Annotated in this window: 17 protein-coding genes; 11 read left to right on the top strand and 6 right to left on the bottom strand. The window is 32.6% G+C overall.

Annotated features, from left to right (window positions below):
* Window positions 1–8: 8 nt before the first annotated feature.
* Complete coding sequence (locus tag ACFSC2_RS19440) at window positions 9–1,187, bottom strand: glycoside hydrolase family 88 protein (protein WP_379813891.1); 1,179 nt, start codon at window positions 1,185–1,187, stop codon at window positions 9–11.
* Window positions 1,188–1,246: 59 nt separating this feature from the next.
* On the opposite strand from ACFSC2_RS19440, the gene ACFSC2_RS19435 reads away from it, so the two are divergent.
* The 4 genes from ACFSC2_RS19435 to ACFSC2_RS19420 all read left to right on the top strand — a co-directional run bounded on the left by ACFSC2_RS19435 (window position 1,247) and on the right by ACFSC2_RS19420 (window position 5,352).
* The gene (locus tag ACFSC2_RS19435; protein ID WP_379813892.1) at window positions 1,247–1,711 is read left to right on the top strand and encodes a ribosomal maturation YjgA family protein; all 465 of its coding nucleotides are present in this window, start codon (window positions 1,247–1,249) and stop codon (window positions 1,709–1,711) included.
* Window positions 1,677–2,255 carry a non-canonical purine NTP diphosphatase gene (locus ACFSC2_RS19430; RefSeq protein WP_379813893.1) on the top strand — a complete coding sequence of 193 codons (579 nt, stop codon included), beginning with the start codon at window positions 1,677–1,679 and terminating at the stop codon, window positions 2,253–2,255. The genes ACFSC2_RS19435 and ACFSC2_RS19430 overlap by 35 nt, the downstream gene beginning before the upstream one ends.
* Before the next feature lie 204 nt (window positions 2,256–2,459).
* Entirely contained in the window at window positions 2,460–4,373 is a 1,914-nt protein-coding gene (locus ACFSC2_RS19425) for a DEAD/DEAH box helicase (protein ID WP_379813894.1), read from the top strand.
* A 205-nt stretch (window positions 4,374–4,578) separates the two neighbouring features.
* The gene (locus tag ACFSC2_RS19420; RefSeq protein WP_379813895.1) at window positions 4,579–5,352 is read left to right on the top strand and encodes a carboxypeptidase-like regulatory domain-containing protein; all 774 of its coding nucleotides are present in this window, start codon (window positions 4,579–4,581) and stop codon (window positions 5,350–5,352) included.
* Window positions 5,353–5,529: 177 nt separating this feature from the next.
* Here the strand turns inward: ACFSC2_RS19420 and ACFSC2_RS19415 are convergent, their stop codons facing one another.
* Entirely contained in the window at window positions 5,530–6,990 is a 1,461-nt protein-coding gene (locus ACFSC2_RS19415) for an aminoacyl-histidine dipeptidase (protein ID WP_379813896.1), read from the bottom strand.
* A 189-nt stretch (window positions 6,991–7,179) separates the two neighbouring features.
* Between ACFSC2_RS19415 and ACFSC2_RS19410 the strand changes: the two genes are divergently transcribed.
* Complete coding sequence (locus ACFSC2_RS19410) at window positions 7,180–8,241, top strand: DUF3810 domain-containing protein (protein WP_379813897.1); 1,062 nt, start codon at window positions 7,180–7,182, stop codon at window positions 8,239–8,241.
* A 63-nt stretch (window positions 8,242–8,304) separates the two neighbouring features.
* Here ACFSC2_RS19410 and ACFSC2_RS19405 read toward each other — a convergent pair whose 3' ends face one another.
* The gene (locus ACFSC2_RS19405; RefSeq protein WP_379813898.1) at window positions 8,305–12,828 is read right to left on the bottom strand and encodes a TonB-dependent receptor plug domain-containing protein; all 4,524 of its coding nucleotides are present in this window, start codon (window positions 12,826–12,828) and stop codon (window positions 8,305–8,307) included.
* Between the two features lie 4 nt (window positions 12,829–12,832).
* Window positions 12,833–15,598 carry a carboxypeptidase-like regulatory domain-containing protein gene (locus ACFSC2_RS19400; protein ID WP_379813899.1) on the bottom strand — a complete coding sequence of 922 codons (2,766 nt, stop codon included), beginning with the start codon at window positions 15,596–15,598 and terminating at the stop codon, window positions 12,833–12,835.
* 149 nt (window positions 15,599–15,747) lie between these two features.
* Here ACFSC2_RS19400 and ACFSC2_RS19395 point away from each other — a divergent pair, with 149 nt between their 5' ends.
* Entirely contained in the window at window positions 15,748–16,242 is a 495-nt protein-coding gene (locus ACFSC2_RS19395) for an RNA polymerase sigma factor (RefSeq protein ID WP_379814306.1), read from the top strand.
* 9 nt (window positions 16,243–16,251) lie between these two features.
* The gene (locus tag ACFSC2_RS19390; protein ID WP_379813900.1) at window positions 16,252–16,884 is read left to right on the top strand and encodes a hypothetical protein; all 633 of its coding nucleotides are present in this window, start codon (window positions 16,252–16,254) and stop codon (window positions 16,882–16,884) included.
* Window positions 16,885–16,975: 91 nt separating this feature from the next.
* On the opposite strand, the gene ACFSC2_RS19385 is transcribed toward ACFSC2_RS19390, so the two are convergent.
* Together ACFSC2_RS19385 and ACFSC2_RS19380 are read right to left on the bottom strand one after the other, a co-directional pair.
* The gene (locus ACFSC2_RS19385) at window positions 16,976–17,785 is read right to left on the bottom strand and encodes a lysophospholipid acyltransferase family protein (protein ID WP_379813901.1); all 810 of its coding nucleotides are present in this window, start codon (window positions 17,783–17,785) and stop codon (window positions 16,976–16,978) included.
* Window positions 17,786–17,912: 127 nt separating this feature from the next.
* The gene (locus ACFSC2_RS19380; protein WP_379813902.1) at window positions 17,913–18,563 is read right to left on the bottom strand and encodes an NUDIX hydrolase; all 651 of its coding nucleotides are present in this window, start codon (window positions 18,561–18,563) and stop codon (window positions 17,913–17,915) included.
* A 92-nt stretch (window positions 18,564–18,655) separates the two neighbouring features.
* Here ACFSC2_RS19380 and ACFSC2_RS19375 point away from each other — a divergent pair, with 92 nt between their 5' ends.
* The 4 genes from ACFSC2_RS19375 (at window position 18,656) to ACFSC2_RS19360 (ending at window position 26,425) form a co-directional block, all read left to right on the top strand.
* A complete protein-coding gene (locus ACFSC2_RS19375) occupies window positions 18,656–19,090 on the top strand; it encodes a DUF4268 domain-containing protein (RefSeq protein WP_379813903.1) in 435 nt (144 codons plus the stop codon).
* A 204-nt stretch (window positions 19,091–19,294) separates the two neighbouring features.
* Window positions 19,295–22,546 (top strand): hypothetical protein, encoded by a 3,252-nt coding sequence (locus tag ACFSC2_RS19370; RefSeq protein WP_379813904.1) that lies wholly within the window; start codon window positions 19,295–19,297, stop codon window positions 22,544–22,546.
* The gene (locus ACFSC2_RS19365) at window positions 22,521–24,455 is read left to right on the top strand and encodes a DUF3857 domain-containing protein (protein WP_379813906.1); all 1,935 of its coding nucleotides are present in this window, start codon (window positions 22,521–22,523) and stop codon (window positions 24,453–24,455) included. Before ACFSC2_RS19370 ends, ACFSC2_RS19365 begins: the two co-directional genes overlap by 26 nt.
* On the top strand, window positions 24,455–26,425 hold the full coding sequence (locus ACFSC2_RS19360; RefSeq protein ID WP_379813907.1) for a DUF3857 domain-containing protein: 1,971 nt from the start codon (window positions 24,455–24,457) through the stop codon (window positions 26,423–26,425). The genes ACFSC2_RS19365 and ACFSC2_RS19360 overlap by 1 nt, the downstream gene beginning before the upstream one ends.
* The last annotated feature ends 49 nt before the right edge of the window (window positions 26,426–26,474 follow it).

The raw sequence follows: 26,474 nt of genomic DNA, 5'->3' as shown, positions 1-26,474 counted from the left end.
TTCTAAATTTATTTTAGTTTCTGAAGCCTCAAAAGAGCTTCTAAATAGTAATAATCAGCATAATTAATAGAGCAGTCAATTTCGCTTCCGGCAGGTTTATGACCAGTTGAATGCAGTAAAAATGCCGAGTTAACGTCACGACTCTGATAATGGTCTGATAACGAAGTTACCATTTTCTTAGCTTTTGTCAAATATTCTTCCTTCATTTTTTTGTCTTTTGTATAACCGCTTAATTCCATTAAAGCCGAAGAAACAATTGCAGCTGCCGAGGCATCTCTTGGTTCGTTTGGAATATTTGGTGCATTAAAATCCCAATACGGAATTAAGTCCTCTGTTGTTAATTTATCTAAATATACTCGCGCTAATTTGTGAGCAAAATCTAAAAATTTAGAATCTTTTGTTTCTCTGTACGTCATTGTAAAACCGTATATCGCCCACGCTTGACCTCTCGCCCACATACTATCATCACTGTAACCTTGCGCTGTTCTGCCTTTTATCTTTTTACCCGTTTCATAATCGTAAATAATAACATGATAAGAAGTATTATCTGGTCTAAAATGATTTGCCATTGTAGTTTCGGCATGTTTTACAGCAATATCGTACAGCTCTTTACTGCCTCCGTTTTTTGAAGCCCAGAACAAAAGTTCTAAGTTCATCATATTATCTATAATCGTATTATGCCCGCCCATTTTGTTATGAGGCCAAGATTGGATTGTTCCCACTTTCGGATTAAAAAGTGTGGCCAGAGTATCGGCAGTTTTTAAGATAATTTCTTTGTATTCTGGATTTTTTGTCAAACGATATCCGTTTCCGAAACTATTAAAAACCTGAAATCCTAAATCATGATCTCCGGCTTTACTTACTGACAAAGGTGTTAAGAAACGACTAAATTTATCTGCTTCTTTTTCCCATTTTTTATCACCTGTTGCTTCATACAAATACCAAAGTTCACCTGGCCAAAATCCGCTCGTCCAGTCTTTATAACCAACAAACTTCCATTCCTTACTTCCGCTCGGAATTGTTCTTGGTGAAGTTCCGTCATTCGGAATCACTTTTAAAGTTTGTTCAGCCTGTGCTGCACAATATTCTAATTGCTTTTTAATATTTAATGAACTGTTTTTTTGAGCATAACTTTGATTTCCGAAAAGAAATAAAGCTGCAATCAAAGTAAAAAATTTTGACTTCATGCGGTTATTTTGATAGTTAATGAATTGAACCGATAAATTTAGGAAATAAACTAAATGTAATGGAATCTTTGTATTTTTGTTTAACCAAAAATGTACAATTGTTACAGCAAAAATCAATTTTGAACAAATCCAGAGCCTATTATTTCTTAGCTTTTCTAAGTGTTATTATTCTTGGAATAACTTCTAGAAAAATATCTTTTATTCCTTTATGGATGGGTGATTTTCTGTACGCTGTTATGATTTATTTTTTGGCTCGAATATTCTTTCCCTCAAAAAATTTTTTGTTCGTTATACTACTTTCTCTTTTTGTTTGTTATTGTATTGAGTTTTTACAACTCTATCAAGCAGAATGGATTATTACTCTTAGAAAAACACTTTTCGGCAGATATGTTCTCGGACAAGGTTTTTTATGGTCAGATATTATTGCTTACACTTTCGGAATTGCATTTGCTTTTTTCACTGAAAAATCATTTTTAAAATACTATCAATATGAATCTCGTTTTCGCATCAAACAACAAAAATAAAATTGCAGAAATTCAAAGTATGCTTCCAGAAAGCATTAAAATCCTGAGTCTGGAAGAGATTGGATGTCATGAAGACATTCCAGAAACGGCAGATACTATTGAAGGAAATGCAATTTTAAAAGCCGATTATGTAACTCAAAAATACGGTTACGATTGTTTTGCTGATGATACGGGATTGGAAGTAAATGCATTAAACGGGGAACCAGGGGTTTATTCTGCACGATATGCCGGCGAACAAAAAAATGCTGATGATAATATGAATAAACTTTTGAAAGCTTTAGAAAACGAAGAAAATCGCAGTGCACAGTTCAAGACCGTTATTACTTTGAACTTAAAAGAAAAACAACATTTATTTACTGGGATTGCAAAAGGTACTATCACGTTAACTAAAACTGGTACAAATGGTTTTGGATATGATCCGATTTTTCAACCTGAAAATTACAGCGAGACCTTTGCCCAACTGCCATTAGAGACAAAAAATAAAATTGGACACCGCGGAAAAGCCGTTCAGCAACTAATTGATTTTCTGAGCACCACAAAATAATTGTTTAAAATACAACATTTTAAGTCGTAAATTTTAGATTTCACGACGGTTTTTTCGTTGAATTTATTGACTTCGTTTAAAAAATGATTTTACCAAAAGTGTAACTTTTTGATAATCAAATTTTAACAAATACATAATTCTTAAATAAGCATTAGTTTATGTGAATAATTAACAGTAATTTTGCACCCTATTTTAAAAATACATATGAACAAATTTGAACAATTAGGATTGAATGAATCGTTACTGAAGGCGATTTTAGATCTAGGATTTGAAAATCCGTCAGAGGTACAGGAAAAGGCGATTCCCCTATTATTGGAAAAAGACACAGATATGGTTGCGTTGGCTCAAACAGGGACAGGGAAAACAGCAGCTTTCGGTTTTCCGCTAATCCAAAAAATTGATGCTGACAACAGAAATACACAGGCATTAGTTTTATCGCCAACACGCGAGCTTTGTTTACAGATTACTAACGAACTTAAAAACTACTCTAAATACGAAAAAGGTATTAATGTAGTAGCAGTTTACGGAGGAGCTAGTATTACAGAGCAGGCAAGAGAAATAAAAAGGGGCGCACAAATTATTGTAGCAACTCCTGGAAGAATGCAAGACATGATTAACAGAGGTTTGGTTAACATTAAAAACATAGATTACTGTGTTCTTGATGAGGCTGACGAAATGTTAAACATGGGATTCTATGACGACATCGTATCTATCTTATCAGATACTCCAGACGAAAAAAGCACATGGTTGTTCTCTGCAACTATGCCGCAGGAGGTTGCTAGAATTGCAAAACAATTCATGAGCGAGCCATTAGAAATTACTGTAGGTACTAAAAACTCAGGTTCATCAACAGTTTCTCACGAATTTTATTTGGTGAATGCACGTGATCGTTACGAAGCTCTAAAACGTTTAGCAGATGCTAATCCAGACATTTTCTCTGTAGTTTTCTGTCGTACAAAAAGAGATACACAAGCTATCGCTGAGAAATTAATCGAAGATGGTTACAGCGCTGCTGCATTACACGGAGATTTATCTCAAGCACAACGTGATGGGGTTATGAAATCTTTCCGTGGAAGACAAATCCAAATGCTTGTTGCTACTGACGTTGCTGCACGTGGTATTGACGTTGACAACGTAACGCACGTTGTGAATTACCAATTGCCTGATGAGATCGAAACGTACAACCACCGTTCTGGAAGAACTGGTAGAGCTGGAAAATTAGGAACTTCTATCGTAATCGTTACTAAAAGCGAATTGCGTAAAATTTCTTCTATTGAAAGAATTATCAAACAGAAATTCGAAGAAAAATCTATTCCTTCTGGAATCGAAATCTGCGAAATTCAGTTATTACACTTAGCAAACAAAATTAAAGATACTGAGGTAGATCACGAAATTGACAACTATTTACCAGCAATCAACAATGTTCTTGAAGATTTATCTAAAGAAGAATTGATTAAGAAAATGGTTTCAGTAGAGTTTAACCGTTTCATTACTTATTACAAAAAGAACAGAGATATCTCTACTCAATCTTCAGGAGAAAGAAGAGAAAGAGGTGATTCTGAAGGAAGAGAATTTAGTAATAATGGTGCTGTTCGTTATTTCGTAAACATCGGTTCAAGAGATAACTTTGACTGGATGTCATTAAAAGATTACTTAAAAGAAACTCTTGACTTAGGTCGTGATGACGTATTTAAAGTTGATGTAAAAGAAGGTTTCTCTTTCTTTAATACTGATCCTCAACATACTGATAAAGTAATGGATATTTTAAACAACGTTCAATTAGAAGGACGTCGTATTAATGTTGAAATTTCTAAAAATGACGGCGGCGGAAGAAGAGACCATAATAACCGTGGCGGAAGAAGAGATTCTGGATCAAAAAGAGAAGGAAACTTTGCTCCAAGACGCGAAGGCGGTTTTAGAAGCGACAGAAACTCTGGCTCAAGAGATGGAGGATCACGTGAAGGTGGTTTTAGAAGCGACAGAAATTCATCTTCTCCAAGAAGAGAGGGCGGTTTTAGAAGCTCTGCTCCAAGAAGCGAAGGTGGTTCTGATAGAGCACCAAGACGTTCTGATAACTTCGGTGACAGCTCAAGACCAAGAAGATCAAGAAGAGATTAATAATTCAATTTCTTAAATATAAAATCCCAAATTCCAAACATATCTGGAACTTGGGATTTTTTTTATGAGAATTTCATTCTCTTTAAATGAGTTTTGCAATTCAAAAAAGCAATACTCCTGCCTTTGTTAATTTTCTTATAATTAAATTCCAAGACTACAAGATATTTAATCCCGATTTACTACTTTTAGTGCTTTAAATCAGGATATGAAATATTTCGCAGTTTTCTTTTTTACACTTCTCGCCAACTTGGGTTTCGCACAAGAAACACCATCAACAGTTCCGCAAAGAGTTTCAGGTTATGTAATTAATGATGATAGTAAACAACCTCTTTCTGGTGTAAACATTATCAACACCAATAAAGTTCGAGGTGCAAAATCTGATGAAAAGGGATATTTTGAAATCGATGTTCAGGTTAATGACACCCTGCACTTCTCTATTCTAGGATTTCAATCTTTAAGAATTCGAGTTACCAATGACTGGATCAAGAATAAAGTAACGAGAATTCAGCTTACTGAAAAGGCAATTGCTCTTGAAGAGGTTGTTATTGCACCATTCAGCCTTACAGGATATCTTGAAATTGACTCTAAATTAATCCCTACCAAAGAAAATTACCGCTACAGTATTTCTGGACTTACACAAGGTTATGAAGCTGGAGAATATGCGCCAAATGCCTTTGGAAAAGTTCTTGGATCTATTTTTAATCCCGCCGATATGTTGTATAATTTCTTTGGGAAAAACGGAAAGGAACTCAAGAAGCTGAAGGAAATGAAAAAAGACGATACGGTTAGAAATCTCTTAGAGTCTAAATATGATCGAGAAACTGTTGCTGTTTTGTTAGGAATAAGCAAAGACGAAATTCCTGAAATTATGCACCGCTGCAACTATTCTGATTCGTTTATCCAAACGGCAAACGATTTACAGATTATGGATGCGATAAGCGCTTGCTACGAACAATATAAGGTATTGAAACGAAATTAATTTTAAGTATTCAGTGATCAGTTTTTTAGTATTCAGTTTCCTGCATTCTTAAATAACTTCTCACACTCAATTATAAAAAAAAGAAAAGCGATCAAATAGATCGCTTTTCTTTTTTTTATAATAACGTTTTATTTCAACGCAAAGTAACTGAACACTAAAAAAACTGATCACTGAATACTACTTCAACGGTATATTAGAAAGAATTTCTAAAACAAATTTCCAATATTTTTGAGCTGAAGAGATACTTGCTCTTTCATCTGGAGAGTGCGCTCCATGAATTGTTGGTCCGAAAGAAATCATATCCATTCCTGGGTAGTTTGTTCCTAAAATCCCGCATTCTAAACCTGCGTGACAAGCCACTACTTTTGGTTGTTCTCCGTTTTGTTTTTCATAAATCGCTTTTAAGACTTCTAATATTTCAGAATTTACATTTGGAGTCCAACCTGGGTAAGAACCCGAAAGTTCAACTTCACAACCCACCAATTCAAAAGTAGAGCGAAGTGCATTTGCTAAATCAAATTTTGAAGATTCTACAGAAGAACGTGTCAAACATCCCACTGAGATTTCTCCGTCTTTAATGATTACTCTTGCAATATTATTAGACGTTTCAACCAAATCATCCATATCAGCACTCATTCTGTAAACGCCGTTGTGAGCGGCATAAATAGCGCGGATAATTCCTTCCTGAACTCCTAAATCCATTACGTTTGCTGGAAGATCGCCTTTTACGATTTCTATTTCAAGGTTTGGTTCTGTAGTTTTAAATTCTGCTTTTATATCATTGATGATTTCCTGCATATCAAAAAGATACGCTTCATCAAACATTTCAGAAATAATCACTTTTGCAACACTTTCCCTCGGAATCGCATTTCGTAAACTTCCACCGTTGATTTCAGAAACCTGCAATCCAAAATTTTCAAAACCATCAAAAAGAAGACGATTCATGATTTTATTAGCATTTCCTAAACCTTTATGAATATCCATTCCAGAGTGTCCTCCGTTCAGCCCTTTTACAGTAATTGTGTAGCCAACAGAACCTTCTGGAACTTCCTCAACATTGTAACCTCTTGTTGCTGTAACATCAATTCCTCCCGCACATCCGATATCAATTTCATCATCTTCTTCTGTATCTAGATTTAAAAGAATCTGACCTTGAAGAATACCGCCTTTTAGGTTTAAAGCCCCTGTCATTCCGGTTTCTTCGTCAATTGTAAACAAAGCTTCGATTGCTGGGTGCGGAATATCTTTACTTTCCAGAATTGCCATTATTGTAGCAACTCCTAGCCCATTGTCTGCTCCAAGCGTTGTACCGCGCGCGCGAACCCAGTCACCATCAACATACATATCAATTCCCTGCGTATCAAAATCAAAAACTGTATCTGCATTTTTTTGGTGCACCATATCTAAGTGTCCCTGCATTACGATTGCTTTTCTATTTTCCATTCCTGGAGTAGCTGGTTTTCTGATGATCACATTTCTGATTTCATCTTCAAAAGTTTCTAATCCCAAACTGTTTCCAAAGTTTTTCATAAACTCAATTACACGCTCTTCTTTTTTTGAAGGGCGAGGAACTGCATTTAGATCTGCGAATTTATTCCAAAGTGCCTTTGGTTCGAGATTTCTAATTTCTTGACTCATTATATTTTGTTTGATGTTTAACAATTAAGAGCCTCAAAGTTACAAAGTTTAAACGCTTTTTTGCCACGAATTTTACAAATTAGCGCAAATTATAATGGTTCCAAAGTTCTATCTAATTAATCAATTAGTAAAAATTCGTGCAATTCGTGGCTAACTTCTTTTTATATTTACCTATCCAAAAAAATTACTGTGAAATCAAAATACATTTTACCTTTATTTCTTCTTCTTCAAATTATCTTTTTAAAAATCTTACGCTATTTTCCTGATTTTGTCGAAGGATTTTACAGCAACAATTTATATGTTAGAATTTCCCATTTTTCAAGAGGTGTTTTAGGTCATCTTCCTTTTTCTTTTGGAGATTTTATGTACGCTTTTTTAATTATCTCCATTATAAGCTGGTTTTGGAGAATTCATAAAACATGGAAACTGGCGTGGAAAGATCATATTCTAACCATATTAGGCAAGATTTCGGTCTTCTATTTTTTCTTTCATCTTCTTTGGGCATTCAATTATTATCGAAAACCTCTTTTTGAGAAAATGGAAATCAAAAGAGAATATACTGATTCTGATCTACTGGCTTTCACCAAAAGATTAATTATTAAAACGAATGAAGTTCAATTTCAAATTACAAAAAACGATTCTTCAAAAGTAATTTTCCCATACTCTCAGGAAAAAACTTTCCAAATGAATCTGAATGGCTATCATAACTTAGAAAAAGAGCATTCATTTTTTAAATATGAAATTTTAAGCGTAAAAAAATCACTTTTCAGTGTACCGCTAACTTATATGGGTTTTGGCGGTTATTTAAATCCTTTTACAAATGAGGCTCAGGTTAATGATTTGTTGCCAATGTATAATTTTCCGCTTACCAGCGCTCATGAAATGGCCCATCAAATTGGGTTTGCCAGCGAAAACGAATGCAATTTTATTGGTGTTTTAGCTTCCATTAAAAATGAAGATTTATATTTTCAGTATTCTGGATATAGTTTTGCTCTTCGATACTGTCTCGGAATCTGGAAATTTAAAAATGAAAAGATTTTTAATGAACTAAAGAAAACAGTTCATCCCGGAATTTTAAAAAACTATCAGGAAAGTCAAGATTTCTGGAAGAAGTATGACACTTTTATTGACAAAGGTTTTCATTTTCTTTATGATAATTTCTTAAAAACAAACAATCAAAAGGATGGAATGGAAAGCTATAGCAAGTTTATTGATTTGATGATTAATTATTACCGAGAAAAAGAGTTTTAATTTCTTTCAAATTCTAAACTAAAAATCCTAACAGATTCTAAAACCTGTTAGGATTTTGGTGCTTTACGGAGTTACTTCAATCTCAATTCCCGAATTCCAGTTTCTGTGTTCATTTTCATAATACAAGTAAGCGCACGATGCAATTGCTTTGTATTTCCCAGGAATTATCGCCTTTAAATCAATGTTGACTTTTCTAGTTTCTTTTGCGTCTAGCTTTCTAAAATAAAGAACCAATTCGCTTCCAAAAATTTCATAGTAATCTACCACATTTTTCTCCATTAATTCTTTCAACTGCCAAGGTTCTGGTGTAAATCCGCCTGGGATTCCGATTCTGGCAATTGGGTTAGAGACTTGTTTTTCGCTTTTATTCTGCACTTCGATTTCAACTCTTGCCGTTTGACTTATTTTTAATTTATTAATTTCTGATTTTGTCTTCAGTACAAGTTTACAGGCTTCAGAATTATTTGGTTTATAAGTTTGATACTGCACATAAAACAAATACGGAACTGCACTTTCATTCGGAATCTCAACTGAAATACTATTCTTGCCCGAATTAACTTTTAAGTCTTGAAGAACCACATTTCCATTAAGATCTTTTTTGGTCACATCAACTGCCGTGTTATTCAAAGTCATTTGAGCAGTATCTAAAAAAGTATTTACATTCATTTTGGTAAACTCTGTGATTACTTTCAGTGTAAGCGCCGTTGCCTGCGTAGAACCATATCCGTAAGACGTTTTATTGCTTTGAAGATAATCTAAAACATCTGACAAATCTTTTGTAAGCTGCTGCTCTTTTAATATCGCCAATGCATACAGCGATACAATTTCAATATTCATCGATTTTCCATAACTGTGTATTACAGATTGTTCTGCCTGCAGATTTTTTAAACCACGCTTTTTGATTTCAGCTTTAACCAAAGTCATTAAGCTTTTATATTCGGGCGTTTTTTTCAAATTGAAAGATGCCAGCGCCATAAGATTCAGACGATATAAATCGTTACTCATTAAAGCTTCCTTTAAAGCCGTTTCATATTGTTTTTCTAAATCAATCCCTCCTATTTCAGATAAAACATATACAATATAAGCGTTATTGACTTCGTATTTTACACCCGAAAATCCATATTTTGCAGGATTTTGTTTGAAACCTCCTCTATCATCTTTTCTTGAATTCATCCAATCCATAGAACGTTCTAAGAGTTTTTTATCAACATTGACAAAATCTTGCATTTCAGTAAATTGCAATAATCCATAAGCGGTCAAAGCTTCATTGCCAGGATTTCCACCGTACCATTCAAATCCTCCTTCTTTAGATTCATAATTTTTTAGTTTTTGATAACCACTTTCTAAAAATTTTAATGCTTTAATTTTAAACTCTGGCGAAACATTTTTAAACTTTAATAACTGCATAGCCATAATATTTGGATAATTTGTTGACGAAACCTGTTCAAAGCAGCCATAAGGTTCTCTCATCATACTTTCTAAACTATCAAAAATAGACGACAAGGGATTATAAAATAATTTAAAACCTGTATCAATGGAACCTGCCAATGGATCTGTGACTGTAAAATCTTTTGTCTGTGATTTTGACCCCGAAATATCAATATTCATAGGGAAACCTTTACCATACACATCGATTGTTTTTTTGATTTTGGTTTTGAAATTTTCTGCTGTTAAATTAATTTCTAAAGGCAGATTTTTACCCCTTTTATTTGCCATAAACGGAACATAAATCGTTTTGGACTCTTCTGGACCCAATTCAATTTTTAAATCCTGAAAATCTATTTTCTGCTTCTGAAAAAGCAGACTGCCATCTAATGTTATATTTTGAGCGGAATTATTTTTGAGCCAAATGGGAATCATTACAAGGTCTTCCTGCGAAACATAAACGGGAACTTTTACATCACTCTGAATTAATTCTTTTACTGCAAATACAGATTCTGATTTTCCTAAATCTCCTTTATATGAAGCTCCTTCTGCAATAATTTTAAACGAAGTGTTATCATCAGAAGTATAAAACTCAAAATCTGCTTTTCCGCTATTATTGGTTTGAACAATAGAATTCCAATAAATACAGCTTCTAAAATCTGTTTTTTCTTCTACGTATGTAGATTCATATTTTGGAGCATAAAAACGCGTTGCTTCATTTATAGTTCTATATCCTGATTTACTAATGTTTTGAAAGGTATAATGGTATTTTGGGCCTAGGAAAATTCTTCCCTGGTATAATTTATATCTTGTTGTGACCACAATTACGCCATTTACAGCAGACGAACCATAAATAGAAGTTGCAGCGGCATCTTTTAAAATAACGACAGAGGCTATAGCGTCTGAGGGAAGACTTCCAAAAATAGAAGAATTCTCATTATTTACATACGGAATACCATCTATGACAATTAAAGGCTGGCCTCCAGACCTGCTGCCATAGATAGAACTTGTACCTCGTATTACAACTTTATCAGCAATACCAGCCTGTCCAGAAGCCGCTCCAATCTGTAAACCTGCTGCTCTGCCGTTAAGCGTGTTTGAAATTTCCTGAGCAGTAATTCTAACAACGCTTGCCGTAATATCTTTTTTGTTCATTGTGCCGTAACCCACAACCAAAACTTCGTTAAGAGAATTATTTTCAGCATTTAAAGAAACTGATTTGCCTTTTATAACTCCATTTTCTTTTGTAGTTTGCTTTTGTGTTTTGTAATCATAATCTATAGAACTAGTAACAGAATTAGAAAGTGTATCTTTCATAACAGCAAAATCCTTCTGATGCATTATTGAATTTTTGATAATGTAATCATCTTTGCTTCTGCCTTCTACAGCCAAATATCCTAAATCAGAAAAATGTACTAGATTAAATTCAAAATAACCGCTGGAATTACTTTTGGTTTCATAAACTTTTCCTTTGTCTGTAAACAAGAGCACTCTTGCTGAAGCAGGTTTTCCGTTATGATTTAAAATAAATCCTTCAATAGCATTACTTTTTTCTGGTTTAAAATTTTTAGCCTGTTTTACTAAATTTTGAAGGTTCTCCTGATTGTATTTTCTCCAGCCGTGCGTATTTAAAAGCAAATCAATTGCTTTTTCTCTTTCTTCTTGTTTTTTGTTTTCATCAAAATAAAATCTTGGTTCGTGAATCTTACCTTTTAGTTCTGTTCCCAGAAGAAGCCATGATAAAATATTATCCTGCTTATCATCTATATAAGTCAAAAGTTTTGAATCTACGACCGAAACCGAAAGATTAGACGCTATCGGCATATTATTTTTATCTTTGGTTTCTATCGAAACTTTTACTTTTTCTCTTGGCAGATAAGTTTGTTTATCGGTTTTGATTTCTATTTTCAATCCGTCCTGATAATTGATAAAAACCAATCTTTCAGCAATAATTTTATTCTCAATTACTAACGAAAAAGACTGTATTCCGACAGGAAGTTCTTTGGTTCTTATGTCAAAAGTATTCCAGCCTTGTCTTAAATCTACATTCATACTTTTATGGATTTTAACAGTGTTTCTAACCCAGATTTTAGCGTTTATCGATAAAGGCGCATAAATGTTTAAGGAAACTTTTTCAGAATGTTTTTCAGCATTTATTACATAAACATCATTTTGAGCTTCGAGCAGTTCTATTTTTTCTTTAGATTGAAATGGAGAAGTCAAAACGGCAAAATATTTTTTATTGCTTTCTGTTTTTAGAACCACATTTCCCATTCCGTCATGATCGCTTTTAAATTCAGAAATTTTGCTGCCCTTTTCATCTTCAATAAACCCGGAAATGTCCATTGGCAATCCGAATTCATTTTTTGCAATAAAAAATAAAGACGATTTTTCGTTTAAAACCATATTACCGCTTTCAGGAAGAAACTGAAGGTCTACAAAATTTAGATTGATTGGTATAGAACGTGTTACCGATTCTTTGAAATTATCATAATCCAGCATTACATTCAAAATTCCGTCATTTGATTTTAAATCAATTGGAAGGGCAAAACTAATCAACGCTTTCCCTGAATCATCTGTTTTTCCTTTTAGAGATTTTATTTTCTTCCCTTCAACAAAAACATCATATTCAAATACATAATTCCTGATAGGCTGGCTTTCTAAGTTTTTCAATTCAAAAGCGGCTTCACAAATTTCTCCCTTTCCGTAAGCTTTTTTCTTAAAATCCAAAGTCATTAAAATTCTTGGAGAAACTACTTTTTGTATAAAAAATGTTTTTTCAAAAATAGGGTCCAAAACCTGACTCTGATTTTTTGTGTACGCCTTTATCGTATAAAGTCCAGAAACACTGCTTTCAGGAATAACATAAGCTCCCGGGGCAGTTCCATTTTCGATAGTATAAATCTGGCTTGCTATTTTTTTATTGCTTCCATCAAATAGATCAACATACAGATAATTACTTAAAAAACTTGGAGTATTTTCTGCTTCGGTAACAAAGGCATTAAAATAAACGGTTTCTCCAGGTGCGTACAACACGCTATTCAATTGAAGATAGACTTTTTCTGAAATCGATTTTTTATAAACCGAATTCCAATCTGATTCTATATTTTGAGCCGATAAGATGTGAAAAGCCACTAAAAACAAGAAGTATATTTTTTTCATTATCTTAAAATTTAATTGTTAAAGCTGAACCAAAACTGCGCATCATTGGTGAATTGAAATAATCTAAACCACTTGTATCTACTGAACTAAACATTGCATTAGAAGCAAAAGCCGATTTACTTTTAGCCAAAACAAAAACGTTATTTACAAATAAAGAAATCTTAAATTCTATCTTTTTGTCTGAGCGACTGTAACCGCTTAAAAAAGATAAATTAACCGAGTTCAACCGGAAATAAGTCGCGTCTTCGATAGCATCTTCTGCAACACCGCCGACTCCATATCTTGCCCATCTGTTTTGCTCAACAGGAAGATTGGCATCATAAAATGAAACTGCTTTGGTGTTTTGAAGCCCCGATTGCGTAACTCCATCAAAAACGTAATTGATTGTATTACGCTGTTCGCCTGTAACAGCCGATTTTCCATAATAATTTAAAGTCTGCTGCGTGCCGTTCCAAAGTTTACCGCCCTGACTCCAATCAAAAGAAAGGTTCAGCGTAAAACTCTTGTATTGAAAAGTATTAAAAAAGCCCACTACAAAATCTGGATTTGGATTTCCTAAAATTTTTGGCTGCGAATCTTTTATAGGAAAACCGTCTTCATCAATAACAACATTTTGATTGGCATCTCTTAAATAACCATTCCCAACAATTAATCCCAAAGGCTGTCCCACAATATAATTTTTATTAATATCCGAAAAACCTGCAAACGGAAGTCTGGACTCGTTGTTCAAAAGTGCTGTAACTTCATTTCTGTAATAGGTGAAATTTAGATTAAAATTATATTTAAAATCATTGTAGTAGCCGCCTAAATGCTCAAATGTAAATTCGATTCCTTTTTGTTTGTAATCAACGCTTGGCGACCAGTTTACTGAATTTAAAGCATAAACTGGGGCATATAAATTTTGAACTTTCTTGTAATAATAGTTTAAAAACAAACTCCAACCACTGTTTATTCTGTATGTCAGATCGAAATTTATACTGTTTTCACTGGTCGTAACCGCATTTTTGGATGCAAAAAGTTCCAGATTATTCTGAAGCTGTTTGAATTGATCTAAACGATATTGAAGCGAATTGAAATTTAAATTATTATTTTGAAGCGAAGGCTCAGCTTCTGTATAGGTATTACTGATTTTCAGTGAAAGATCTTCATCCAAAAGCCTTCTAAATTCAGCCGAAACCAAATAACCCGGAATCAGATTGTTTTTTACAGTTGATGAATAATTCAAATCTGAACTTGCTTTAAGAACAATTTCGTTATCGTAAAAGGGTGCGTGATCAATATAATAAGAACCATTTACATTAAAAAGAACCTCGAACCTATCCTGAGAAACGTCAAATTTATTCTGAGACACTGCATTTTTAGGAAAATCATCTACAGATGCAAACCCGCTAAAATAATGACGAAATAAATCTCTTTGCTGATATCTCATATCAATCTTTGATTCGACATTTTTATTATATTCAAAAGTATGCTTATAAACATCTGAAACCGAAAAACTTTTATATTTTTCAATTCTATTATTAAAATTGGGTTCAATAATTCCGGCAGTGTAAAAGCTTTGACCGCTTTCATTTTTTATTTCAGAGGACTGAAAACTAGCATTTACGCTGTTGTAATTTTCATTTCTTTCATATTTATGATTAAAATTGAAAGACAGTGTTTTACTTTTATTTTTATCCAAATTATTCTGAGAAAGATAATACGGATTATTTTCAAATCTAGAAAAACTGCGCTGCGAACCATTCTGCAAAACAGAAGCTATTTTATTATCAAAATGAATCGGTGTTACGGCATTGGCAAAAACAACTTTATTAACTCCGAAATTGGCATTAGAAAAATTATTTTCAAAATCGTTATAGGTTAAAAGTGTTTCTATTTTGCCAAAGCCTGAAACTCTTCTAAAATATTTTAAAGAAGTGCTGCTTTCATGATTTAAGGAATTCGGTATTGCGATATTCCCTCTTTTATAGGCAAAGTTTACTTTCAGATAATTTCCCTTCCAACTTTCAGCCTGAGCCGTAAATGCTGTTTTTGAATTCTCCGTATTTCTAAAAAAACGATTCGGATTATATAGTTGTAATTGCGGTGCTCCAGCAGTAGTTCTGTTTTCTATATCGCCCTGCGGATAATATTCTGAGGAATTTTGAGCATATTGCAGTGTATTAACATTTGGACCCCAGCTGAAAATTTCATTTGTCTCCGAAGATTGATAATTCACATTTCCGTTTAAACTTCTTCCCTGCGCATGCGTTTTTTGATATTCCGGAAGACGTATGGGTGTAGAGTAAATGTATTCCTGATTAATCTCAAATGATAATTTATCGTATTGATAACGGTCTTTCAATTCATAGAGACCATTATTTTTTTTGGTTATATTGATTATCCCCTCATACTGTAAATCATTAACAAGATTGAATTCAAAATAACCTGAAGGCTTCGATACCTTAATCGAATCATTATATTTCTTGAGTTTTTTAACATAATCACCACTTACAATTGGAGCCACTCGCTCGCTATTATTTACCAATTCGCTTTCGGTAATTTTTATTATTTTAGTTTTCATACCTATGTAAGAAATCTCAAGCTGGTCTCCTTTTACTACTTCGATAGAATAATTTCCATCAAAATCAGATGTTGTACAGCGTTGTGTGTACAATATACAGATTCTCGCACCAGGAATTCCAATTCCATTTTCACTCACATTACCTTTATACAAAGTCTGCGAGAAACCAAGTGAAGACATAAAAAGAAAAAGTAATAGTTTTTTCATAAGCCGTGTTTTTCTATATAGAGTCTGATTTTAAACAAAAGGTTGGAAAGAAAAATAAAAATTATTCAGAAAACTAATAAAGAAAGAAAATTTTATTTTTTTTATTTTTGAAATGTAACAAAACCAATCACGAGGCTACTAATACCTATATGAGCGAAAATCTAGAACAGTCATTTGTTGCGCAGCTGCAGGCAAATCAGAATATAATCCACAAGATTTGTAGATTATATACTGCTGGCGAAGATGCTCATAAAGACCTTTTCCAAGAAATTACTATTCAGCTCTGGAAAGCTTATCCAAAATTTCGCGGCGATAGTAAATTTTCTACTTGGACATACCGTGTCGCTCTAAATACAGCAATTACTTTATACCGTAAAACCAAAAGAACCATATCTACCGTAGATTATGAAACCCAGCAGTATTTTGTAAAAGATGTAGATTACAATTATGAAGAGGAAGAACAAATTAAATTGATGTACAAAGCGGTTTATCAATTAAATGATATTGAAAAAGCATTGGTATTTATGTATCTTGAGGACAAAGATTATCAGGAAATAGCCGAAACCCTAGGAATCAGCGAAGTAAATGCCCGCGTAAAAATGAACAGAATAAAAGGGAAACTTAAAAAAATATTAAATCCCTAAAAGATATATATGAAAGAACTGGATTTACTAAAAAAAGACTGGAAAAAGAACTCGGATTCTTTTGCGCAGATTTCTGAAATGGAGATTTACAAAATGATTCACAGAAAATCATCTTCTATTGTAAAATGGATTTTGATTATAAGCATTTTGGAGATTTCCTTTTGGACTTTTTCAAACTTGTTTATCAATACAGATGATGTATTACAGAAAATAAATCATCCTGAAATTGTTACTGCCCTTAACTTATTAACTTATTTTAATTATGTTGTCGTTCTAATTTTTGTGTACATTTTCTATAAAAATTACAAAACGATTTCTACTACAGTTGCCACAAAATCATTGATGAGCGCTATTTTAAGAACCCGTAAAACTGTTCAGTATTATGTGTGGTATAATTTAGGAATTATCGTAGTTACTGCGATTTTAGCCTATTTTATTGCTTTTGTTTACAATCCAGACATGGCATTTTTAAGAGATAAACTTGCTGAAAATGGAAAAGCAATGTTCTTTACGGTAGGAATACTTATTATTATAATATTAGGCTTTTTTGGATTATTCTGGTGTATTTACAGATTAGTGTACGGAACTTTATTACGCAGATTATATGCAAATTATAAAGAACTAAAGAAAATAGATTTTTAGTTTAAAAGATTCTGAGCAACTAAGAAACTAAGTCTCTAAGTTTTCAAACCTGAAACAAAATCTAAACTCTAAAATATAAAATCAGAAATAACTAGTAATCCCAGCGTCTCATTTGATTAAGTTCTTCCTGCACTTTAATTTCTTCTGCTGGAATAACTTTTAAGAATGAAGGGTGCTGTTCGATAGCGTATTCTACTTTTTCTACAATTTCATCAATTGTATCGTTCTCATAATCAATTTGAAGTGGTTCTTTGATAATAAACGATTGAAGGATATTTTTCTTTTTCATTCGTAATCCTTTTTTATCAAAAGAACGGCGGAAACCGTCAATAACAATCGGAATTACAATTGGTTTATGCTGTTTTATAATGTGAGCCGTTCCTTTACGAACTGGTTTAAACGATTTTGTAGTTCCCTGCGGAAAAGTAATTACCCAGCCGTCTTCTAGTGCAATTTTAATATTTTCGGTATCATTTGGGTTTACTTCACGTTTTTCTGTAACGTCAACTCCTTTTGCACGCCAAGTTCTTTCTACAGTAATCGCACCAACATAAGCTAAAATTCTTGGCAGTAAACCTGCCTGCATTGTTTCTTTAGCGGCTACATAATAAATATTCATTTTTGGCTGCCACAAATAACCAATGTTCTTAATAGTATCTTGACGTCCTGATAAACTTGCGTTAAAGACATGAAACATTGCCACAACATCGGCAAAATAAGTCTGATGATTGGAAATAAATAAAACATTAGTATCGGGAAGTGTTTTAATAATTTCAGATCCTTCAATCTGTAATTCGTTAAAACCTCGATATCTTCTATGCGTCATGGCACCCAAAATACGGATTAACCATTTCTTGATGAATAATATATGACCGAAAGGATTTCGTTTAAACAATCCCATAACTAATTAATCTTATTTTTTTTGTGAGTTCGCAAACATACAAAAATTATTCTTTTACCCATACTATAATGCAATTTCCTTAATTAATGATTATCAAAATGAATATCAAATTGTTAAATTTTTATCATTACGATTTTTCATTCAATACTAATTTCAAGACATCGCGCAATTCGCTCAAAATCATTGCAGTTGCTCCCCAAACAACATGATTTTGAATATTAAAAGCCGGCACTAAAATATTTGGCCCGTAAGAAGTTGATAATCTGGCATCAATAATAATTTCGTCATTTAAAAAAACATTCAAAGGCAATTCGATAATCGCAGCAACTTCTCGTATGTCGGGATAAAAAGTAAGTTCCTCTTTTGCAATTCCTAAAAACGGATGTACCAAGAAATTACTTGGCGGAATATACATTGGTGTAAAATGTCTTATAACTTCTATTTTCTCCCGATCAACTCCGATTTCTTCATGAGTTTCTCTCAACGCCGTATTTTCAAGATTAAAATCATCATTTTCAAACTTACCGCCTGGAAAAGCAATTTGAGCCGAATGAACGCCATTGTACGTATTTCTAACAATCAAAACTAAATGTGTCTTGCCTTCTTTTGGGTAGAACAACATCATTACTCCCGCCATTCTCGCATTTAAGGCTCCTATATCAAGATTTTTTAATCCTTCGATACGTTCTTTAGGCGCCATTTTTAAATGAGACGAAATGGCTGGCAATTCTACAGGAATTATATCAGGAACATATTGTAAAAAGTCTTGAAAATTCATAATCAAAGCTTATTTTTGTACTTTTAAATAAAACATAAATATACTCCAGAAAACGCAGTACCGCAAGTTTTCTGATATTAAAGCCTTAAAAAATGTACAGCAGAGAAGAATCACAACGAATTAAAAGAGAATTTTGGGTTGCGTTTGCAGAAAAATATCCACGCAAATGGGTTTTGTACGATACCAAAATAAAAGATTTCTCCTTTAAGTTTTTTGTTGACAATAAAAAAGCACAGGTTTTAATTGATATTGAACAGCGAAGCGAAGAAAAACGTCTTGCTTATTTTGAAAAATTAGAAGCTTTAAAAGGCATTTTAGAAGACGAATTTATTAAAGATTTGGTTTTCGAAAAGAATTATACCCTAGAAAGCGGTAAAACGATCAGCAGAATATGGGTCGAAAAACAAGGTGTTGGTTTTAGCAATCGCAATAATTGGGATGCCATTTTTGATTTTTTCAATGAAAAAATGCATGCGCTCGAAATGTTCTATTTAGAGTATGATGAATTTATCAAAGATATAGAATAACATTCGCCGAACAAGCAACACAACTTACTGAAATACAAAATATTAACATTAAATCACTTTCAAAATCAATTTACATGACATTGAAATTATAAAACAATTAATGTTAATTATGTAATTTTTTTCAAAATAATTAATAAAGAAATACCTATATGCAGTGGGGATTTGGTTAAAATTTCTATATTTGGAAAAACCTAAATCGCTGCAATGAAAAAAATTTTACTGCTGTTTTTACTAGTTTCATTTTCAAAAAACTACTCCCAAACTGATTATGCTTTCGTTTACAATAACGATTCAATTATTAGAAAAGGTATTCGTCTTCACAATGAAAAAAAATATGACGAAGCTTTAAAAGAATATCAGAGAATCAGTAAAATAGATCCAAAATACCTCGATGCACAATATGAGATTGCACTTACACTTAGTGCGCAGGAAAAGAAAACAGAGTTACGAGCTTTCTTAGAAGATTTGTATTCAAAAGGAAAAATGATCGAAAGTCCGGAACTTTTCCAGATATATGGTGTTTTCTTAAGTGACGAAAAAGAATACGAAGCTTCTGAAAAGATTTTTAAAGAAGGAGAAAAATACTTACCTAACTACTCTCCTTTTCAATATAATTTCGCTTTGCTTTATATCCGAAAAGGCGAACCTCAAAAAGCTGTTGATATCTTAAAAAATATTATTACCAATAATCCAAATCACGCGTCTTCTCATTATTTATTGGGAATAACCGCTTTTGAAAATGGAAAAATTACTGAGGGAACTCTTGCTCTTATGACTTACTTGGTGCTGGCTCCAACTGGACCGCATGCTACTAAAGCTGTTAGTGCATTAAATGCTAATTATGGTCAGAATTATTTGTCTGAAAATAAATTAGTATTCTCTAAATCGGGAGATAATTTTGAAGAAATTGAAACTATTTTAAGAAATCAGCTTCCTTTAAAAAAGGTATATAAAATTAAATCAAGCATTGACGATAAAATCACAAGACAAATTCAAGCTATTGCCGAGTACAGCTTAGAACATAAAATGGGCGACGGCTTTTTTGAGACGACTTATATTCCGTGGGTAAAACAAATGGTTGAGCAAAATCAGCTTGAAGCTTATTCTTATTACAGCTTAATTTCATTAGAAGAAAATCTTGGTAAAGAGTTAACTAAACAAAAGAAAAAAATAATCGCTTTTGTAACTGATTATCTTAAAAAAGATTTTTGGTCTGTTTTTGGAAAAAGAAAACTGGATTTATTCGGTAAAGTCGAAGAAGTTATTGTTTCTATCGACAACGAAAGACCTTATATTATAGGAAAACAAATAAATGGCGCATTTGAAGGAAAATGTAAATACTTAGACAATTACGCAAATCTCAAAGGAGAATTAAACTTTAAAAATGGGCTTTTAGAAGGACCTCAAAAATATTTTAATGATAAAGGGGAAATTGTTGAAGAGAAAAATTTCGTAGCCGGAAAAGTAAACGGAACTCGAAGTACTTATTATGCAAATGGTAATATCTCGATGACGGAAAATTATAAAGAGGATATTTTAGACGGTATGAGCACTTCTTATTACCCTAATGGCGGTAAACAATGTGAAGCAAATTTTACAAATGGTAAAAGAAACGGCACATTAATCTGCCTGCATGAAGATGGCAGTAAGAAAAACGAAATTGACTATACAGATGATAAACTGAGCGGAAAATTTATACGCTATAATGAAGCTGGTGATATTACTGAAAATTACATGTGTGCAAATGACAAAATTGAAGGTAATTACGTAGAGTATTTTGACGGAAAAACAACGAAATCTGAAGCTGTTTACAAAAACGGTTTAATCGAAGGAAGTTACAAATCATATTATCCCAATAAAACTTTAAAAAGAGAAAGTATTTATAATGCGGGAAAAATTGTAAAAACGATCGATTATGCCGAAAATGGCAAGAAAAAATACGAAACGAATTACAATGATAAGGAGGAAATGGAAAGCTATGACTGCTTTGATAACGACGGAAACAAGTATTTTGTAGAAAAATATAAAGGAGGCGAATTAAAAACTAGTTTTCAATATACTGCAGCGAATCCAAAAGGTTCAGAAACTAGTTTGAAAAAGTTTTTTGAAGTAAAGAACTTTGACGGCAGCGAAAGAATTAAAGGTGCTTTTGAAAAAGGTAAAAAAGCTGGAGAATGGACTTATTTATATGATTCTGGAATTCTTCGTCTTAAAGAATTTTATGCTAACGGAAAAACAAATGGTGTTACGACAAATTATAAATCAAACGGAACAATTTCAAGTATTTACAACGAAAAAAATGATGTTCTAGATGGTTTGTACGAAGTGTATACAGATAACAAATTAAGCCAGGTTTACAATTACGAAAAAGGCGATCAGAATGGGCCTTTTAAAACGTTTTATTCTGACGGAACTTTAAACTCTGAAGGTTATGTCATCGATAACGAAGTCGGCTACGATAAAATCACTTACAGACAAAATGGGAAAATTTTAAGAATTGAATCTTTTATCGCTAATGTTCCAACAAAATTGAAATCATTTGATACTTCAGAAAAACAGGAAAACAATATCGATTTTAAAAACAAAAACGGTCAATTCAGCATATCATATGGTAACGGGATTTATACCAAAAATGGCAATTATAAAAATGGCCTGCTGCATGGCAAACTAGATGTTATGGACAAGTATAAAACTAAAATGCTTGAAAATGAATTTAAAAGCGGTGTGCTTCAAAATGTATACAAGAAATTCAGCCCGACAGGATCTATTTTAGTGGAGACTAATTATTACAATGGAAAACTTAACGGTCTAAATAAATATTATGACTATGTTGGAAACCTAAGACTTACTTTAGAATATACTTTTGGAGTTGAAAATGGTAAAACAATTCGTTATTACAACAATAAAACCAAAATGGTTGAAAGCGAATATTTAAACGATCTTCATAACGGAAATTCAACTTATTACAATCAAAAAGGAGAGCCAGTTTTAATTGTAAATTATGAAAATGATACTCCTAAATTCTATATCAGAAAAAGCAAAACGGGCGAATTGAACGAAAAAGTGATAATTGAGAACCAGACAGCGGCAATTTCTTCAATGTATCCAAATGGTAAAACAGCTATTCAGTTTAATGTAAACAAAGGAAACTTACAAGGTAAATTTGTGATCAATAATGCTGAAGGAAAACCAGATTATGAATGTTCTTATAAAGATGATGTTCTTGACGGAGCTCGTACTGAATACTATCCTAGTGGAAAAGTTTACAAAAAAGAAAATTTTGTAAACAATGAATACGATGGTAAACAAGAATATTTTAAAGAAGATGGTCAGCTTTGGGCGAGCATTTCAATCAAAAAAGACGAATTACATGGCGATAGTTTACTTTATAATGCCGGAAAACTTGTAGAAACCAAAAAATATGATTCTGATGAATTGGTCGGTATTATCAAATAAACCTTTTGTTTACTTATTGCTTATTGCTTTTAATACTGTTTTAGTTACAGCTCAAAAATCGTTTTCAGATATTAAAAACCTGTATCCGGATTACAATGAAATTATTGTTTCTAATACAGAATCTTATGATATTTCTATTGAAAGTAATGGCTTAAAAATCATTCAGGACAATCATTTTGAATCTATGATTTTAAGCCAAAACGGCATCATAAATAACAAAGAATCATTTTCGTATTCGGATCTTGTTCAATTAAAAAATTATGATGCCTACACGGTTGTAAACGAAAATGGAAAAGACAAAAAAATAAAAGTTACACAATCTTTAGAGAAGCAATCACAGCAGAGTTCGATTTTTTATAATGATGTAAAAGAGCGTCAGCTGGTTTTTCCGAACATGGAGCCGGGTGCCAAAAAGGTGTACAATTATCAGACACAATTTTTAGATCCGCATCTTTTGCACAAGTTTATATTTGGCAGTTATATGCCAGTACAATCGAGTGTTTTAGAAGTAAAAACAGATAAAAATGTGGTAATAGATTATAAAATCTTCAATGATCCAAACAATACTATTTCGTATTCTAAAACTGAAAAAAAAGGCAAATGGATTCATCGTTGGGAATCATCTGATATAAAACCAATTAAGTTTGAACAAAATGCACCAGGATATTTGTATCAAGTACCGCATATCGATTTTTACATTAAAGAATATACCGTAAACAATAAAACAACGCCTGTTTTAGGAGATGTGGCAGAATTGTTTAATTATTACAGACAATTTGTTAAAGACCTGAACAAGACCGAAGATGCCGATTTAAAAGCTTTAACGCTTGAAATTACAAAAGACAAAAACACCGAAGAAGAAAAAGTAAAAAGCATTTTTTATTGGGTAAAAGAAAACATCAAATACATTGCTTTTGAAAATGGTTATGAAGGATTTATTCCGCGTGAGGCAAGTTTGGTTTTTCATAGAAAGTTTGGCGATTGTAAAGATATGTCGAGCATTATTTCGTGCATGGCGCAATACGCCGGTATTAAAAACGTAACGGTTGCCTGGATTGGTACGCGATCTATTCCGTATTCATACAAAGATTTGGCCACGCCTTCTGTAGATAATCATATGATTGCCATTTACAAAAAAGATGAAAATTATATTTTCCTAGACGGAACAGATAAAGAAACCCGATACGGAATCCCGACGGCTTTTATTCAAGGCAAAGAAGTATTATTTAGTGAAAACGATCAATATAAAATTTATCCTGTTCCAACGGTTTCTGCCGATCAAAACAAAATCGAAGAAAATATTCAATTGACTATTTCTGGTTCTAAATTATTAGGAACTGCAAGAGTAGATCGTTATGGTTATAACAGAAGCCATACTTTAATGCAGATCGGCGACGCGGTTAATAAAGCGCGTTTAGATATGATACGAGCGCTTGTTATTAAAGGAAATAACAAATTCAATCTTAAAGATTTTAAAGAAGAAAATCTAAATAATAAAGATCTTCCGTACAGCATAGATTACAATTTTGAGCTTGATAATTATCTGGTTAAGGTTGATAAAGAGATTTATTTGAATTTGTTTTTAGATAAAATTCTGGAAAAAGCATTGATCGAAAAAGATCGTGTGGCACAATACGAATTCGAATATCTGACTCAGTTTAACAGCGTCTATACTTTAAAAATTCCGGCAAATTATTCAGTTAAATATCTTCCTAAAAACTTTGATTTAGAAAATGATTATTTAAAAATTAAATTTTCATACGAATTGAAAGGCAATAATTTACAGCTCACAGCCAACATAACATTAAAGAAAATGATGTTGAATCAAAATGATTTTGAGCCTTGGAATGAAACCATCAAAAAACTAAAAACCAACTACAACGAAACCATAATTTTATTAGAAAAATAATGAAAAAACACTTCCTCAAAAGTATTTTAACTTTTATTGCATTACTATGCTCTACGGTCTTTTTTGGACAAGATTATAGTTTTAAAAATTACGACTGGGACGCTAAAGACACTAAAATAGAAGTTCCGAAAAATTATGAAAATGAAAAAGAATTCATTTTAAACCGTACAATTAAAATTGAAATTGCGGTCGATAAAAATTCGTCTGTTCAATATCGTTTAATTCACGAGAAAAAATATATCAATTCTGACGATGCGATCGAAAGAAATAATAAAGTTTACATTCCTATCGGCGATCAGGCTAATATCATTATAAACAAGCTTCGTGTAATCTTAAAAAGCGGTAAAATAATCACTTTGGATAAAAAGGATATCAAAGAAGAGATCGATGAAGAAAAAGGAATGAAATACAACTATTTTGCTATAAACGGTCTTGAAAAAGGTGCCGTTATAGAGAAATTATACGTTTTACAGGAAATGCCGAATTTAAAAGGAAATACGGTAAAACTGCAAGACGAATTTCCGATCGCCGCTTCTAGTTTTGAACTTATTTATCCGGAACATTTGATTTTTAAAACAAAATCATACAACGGTTTAAGCGAACCTGAATTGGATGAAAAAACATTAGAACACAAAAGAATCCTTCGTGTAAGCGAAAAAGATACGCCAGCATTAAAAGATGACGAACAATATTCTAATTGGGATGTTCGCGTAAAATTATTCCGTTACAAACTAGATACAAACTTGTACAGCGGTGCCAGAAATTTAAATAGTTTTAAAGAATATGCGACGAGTACGTACGAGATTGTTAATCCTGTTTTAGACAAAAAACAAGAAAAAGCTATTGCCAATTTTTGCAGCAGTATTCCGCAGTCAAAAGACACTCAGGAACAGATTTGGAATATCGAGAACAAAATCAAAAAAACGATTATCTACGATAAATATATTGATTCAAAATCTTCACTTGCAGAAGTTTTAAGTACAAAACAAGCTAATAGTCCCGATATTGTAAAACTGTATATTGCTGTTTTTAAATATTTTAAAATAGAGCAAAACTTAGTTTTTACGTCTAGCCGTTATAAAGTGCCTTTTGATAAAGATTTTGAAAGTCATGAGAATTTAGCAGAGTTTTTGTTTTACTTTCCAGCAATCAAAAAATACCTTACTCCTACTGAAATTGAATATCGTTTGCCGCTTTTCCCTAATTATTTAGGAAACAACAACGGGCTTTTCTTAAAAGAAAAAATCTTTGCAGGCGTACCAATGGGAATTGGCGAGGTTAATTTTATTGAAATTCCAGGTACAGAAATCACACACGATTTTATGGATATTACTGTAGATTTTACAAAGGACTTAGAAAATCCGTTAATTACGAGTAAAATGACTTACGGCGGTTATTCTGGTATGAATTTTCAGCCTATTAAAGACTTTGTTTCTGCAGAACAATACAAAACGATGCTAAAGTCTATTTCTGAAAATTATACACTGCAAAACGAATATAAGACCTTAACTACAGAAAACGACGGTACTGAATTTGTCGGCAAGAAACCTTACCAGTTAAATTTAACTTTTGACGGTAAAGACATGATTCAAAAAGCGGGTGGCAACTATTTGTTTTCGGTTGGACAAACAATCGGACGTCAAATGGAGTTTTATCAGGAAAGTAAGCGTCTTCTTCCGATAGAAATTGATTATCCACATTATTACACCAGAAAAATTAAAATCCTTCTTCCAGACGGAGCGACCATTAAAAACTTAGATAAGTTTGTTATGGATTTTAAAACCGATCTTGACGGTAAAACAGAAGCTGCTTTTACAAGTAAATACACGCAGAACAAAAATGAAGTGATTGTTGAGAATACGGAGTTTTATAACATCATCAACTATCCGCTTTCAAGTTTCGATCAATACAAAGCTGTAATTAATGCTGCAGCTGATTTTAATAAAATTGTAGTTATTGTAACGCAATAAGTTTTTTAAATTTCAAATAAAAAATTCCAAATTCCAATTGCTTTAGTGC

Origin of the sequence: Flavobacterium artemisiae, assembly GCF_042678225.1 — a bacterium.
In the GTDB taxonomy this organism is placed as follows: domain Bacteria; phylum Bacteroidota; class Bacteroidia; order Flavobacteriales; family Flavobacteriaceae; genus Flavobacterium; species Flavobacterium artemisiae.
Note: the sequence above shows the minus strand (reverse complement) of the source record. Positions and strands in the feature narration are given on the sequence as shown.

Excerpts from the sequence above, each read along its gene's own strand:
- ACFSC2_RS19375 (WP_379813903.1), top strand. The coding sequence starts at position 18,656 with ATGTACAGCAGAGAAGAATCACAACGAATTAAAAGAGAATTTTGGGTT.
- ACFSC2_RS19385 (WP_379813901.1), bottom strand. The coding sequence starts at position 17,785 with ATGGGATTGTTTAAACGAAATCCTTTCGGTCATATATTATTCATCAAG.
- ACFSC2_RS19430 (WP_379813893.1), top strand. The coding sequence starts at position 1,677 with ATGAATCTCGTTTTCGCATCAAACAACAAAAATAAAATTGCAGAAATT.
- ACFSC2_RS19395 (WP_379814306.1), top strand. The coding sequence starts at position 15,748 with ATGAGCGAAAATCTAGAACAGTCATTTGTTGCGCAGCTGCAGGCAAAT.
- ACFSC2_RS19360 (WP_379813907.1), top strand. The coding sequence starts at position 24,455 with ATGAAAAAACACTTCCTCAAAAGTATTTTAACTTTTATTGCATTACTA.
- ACFSC2_RS19370 (WP_379813904.1), top strand. The coding sequence starts at position 19,295 with ATGAAAAAAATTTTACTGCTGTTTTTACTAGTTTCATTTTCAAAAAAC.
- ACFSC2_RS19400 (WP_379813899.1), bottom strand. The coding sequence starts at position 15,598 with ATGAAAAAACTATTACTTTTTCTTTTTATGTCTTCACTTGGTTTCTCG.
- ACFSC2_RS19440 (WP_379813891.1), bottom strand. The coding sequence starts at position 1,187 with ATGAAGTCAAAATTTTTTACTTTGATTGCAGCTTTATTTCTTTTCGGA.
- ACFSC2_RS19390 (WP_379813900.1), top strand. The coding sequence starts at position 16,252 with ATGAAAGAACTGGATTTACTAAAAAAAGACTGGAAAAAGAACTCGGAT.
- ACFSC2_RS19415 (WP_379813896.1), bottom strand. The coding sequence starts at position 6,990 with ATGAGTCAAGAAATTAGAAATCTCGAACCAAAGGCACTTTGGAATAAA.
- ACFSC2_RS19405 (WP_379813898.1), bottom strand. The coding sequence starts at position 12,828 with ATGAAAAAAATATACTTCTTGTTTTTAGTGGCTTTTCACATCTTATCG.
- ACFSC2_RS19365 (WP_379813906.1), top strand. The coding sequence starts at position 22,521 with ATGAATTGGTCGGTATTATCAAATAAACCTTTTGTTTACTTATTGCTT.
- ACFSC2_RS19425 (WP_379813894.1), top strand. The coding sequence starts at position 2,460 with ATGAACAAATTTGAACAATTAGGATTGAATGAATCGTTACTGAAGGCG.
- ACFSC2_RS19435 (WP_379813892.1), top strand. The coding sequence starts at position 1,247 with ATGGAATCTTTGTATTTTTGTTTAACCAAAAATGTACAATTGTTACAG.
- ACFSC2_RS19420 (WP_379813895.1), top strand. The coding sequence starts at position 4,579 with ATGAAATATTTCGCAGTTTTCTTTTTTACACTTCTCGCCAACTTGGGT.
- ACFSC2_RS19380 (WP_379813902.1), bottom strand. The coding sequence starts at position 18,563 with ATGAATTTTCAAGACTTTTTACAATATGTTCCTGATATAATTCCTGTA.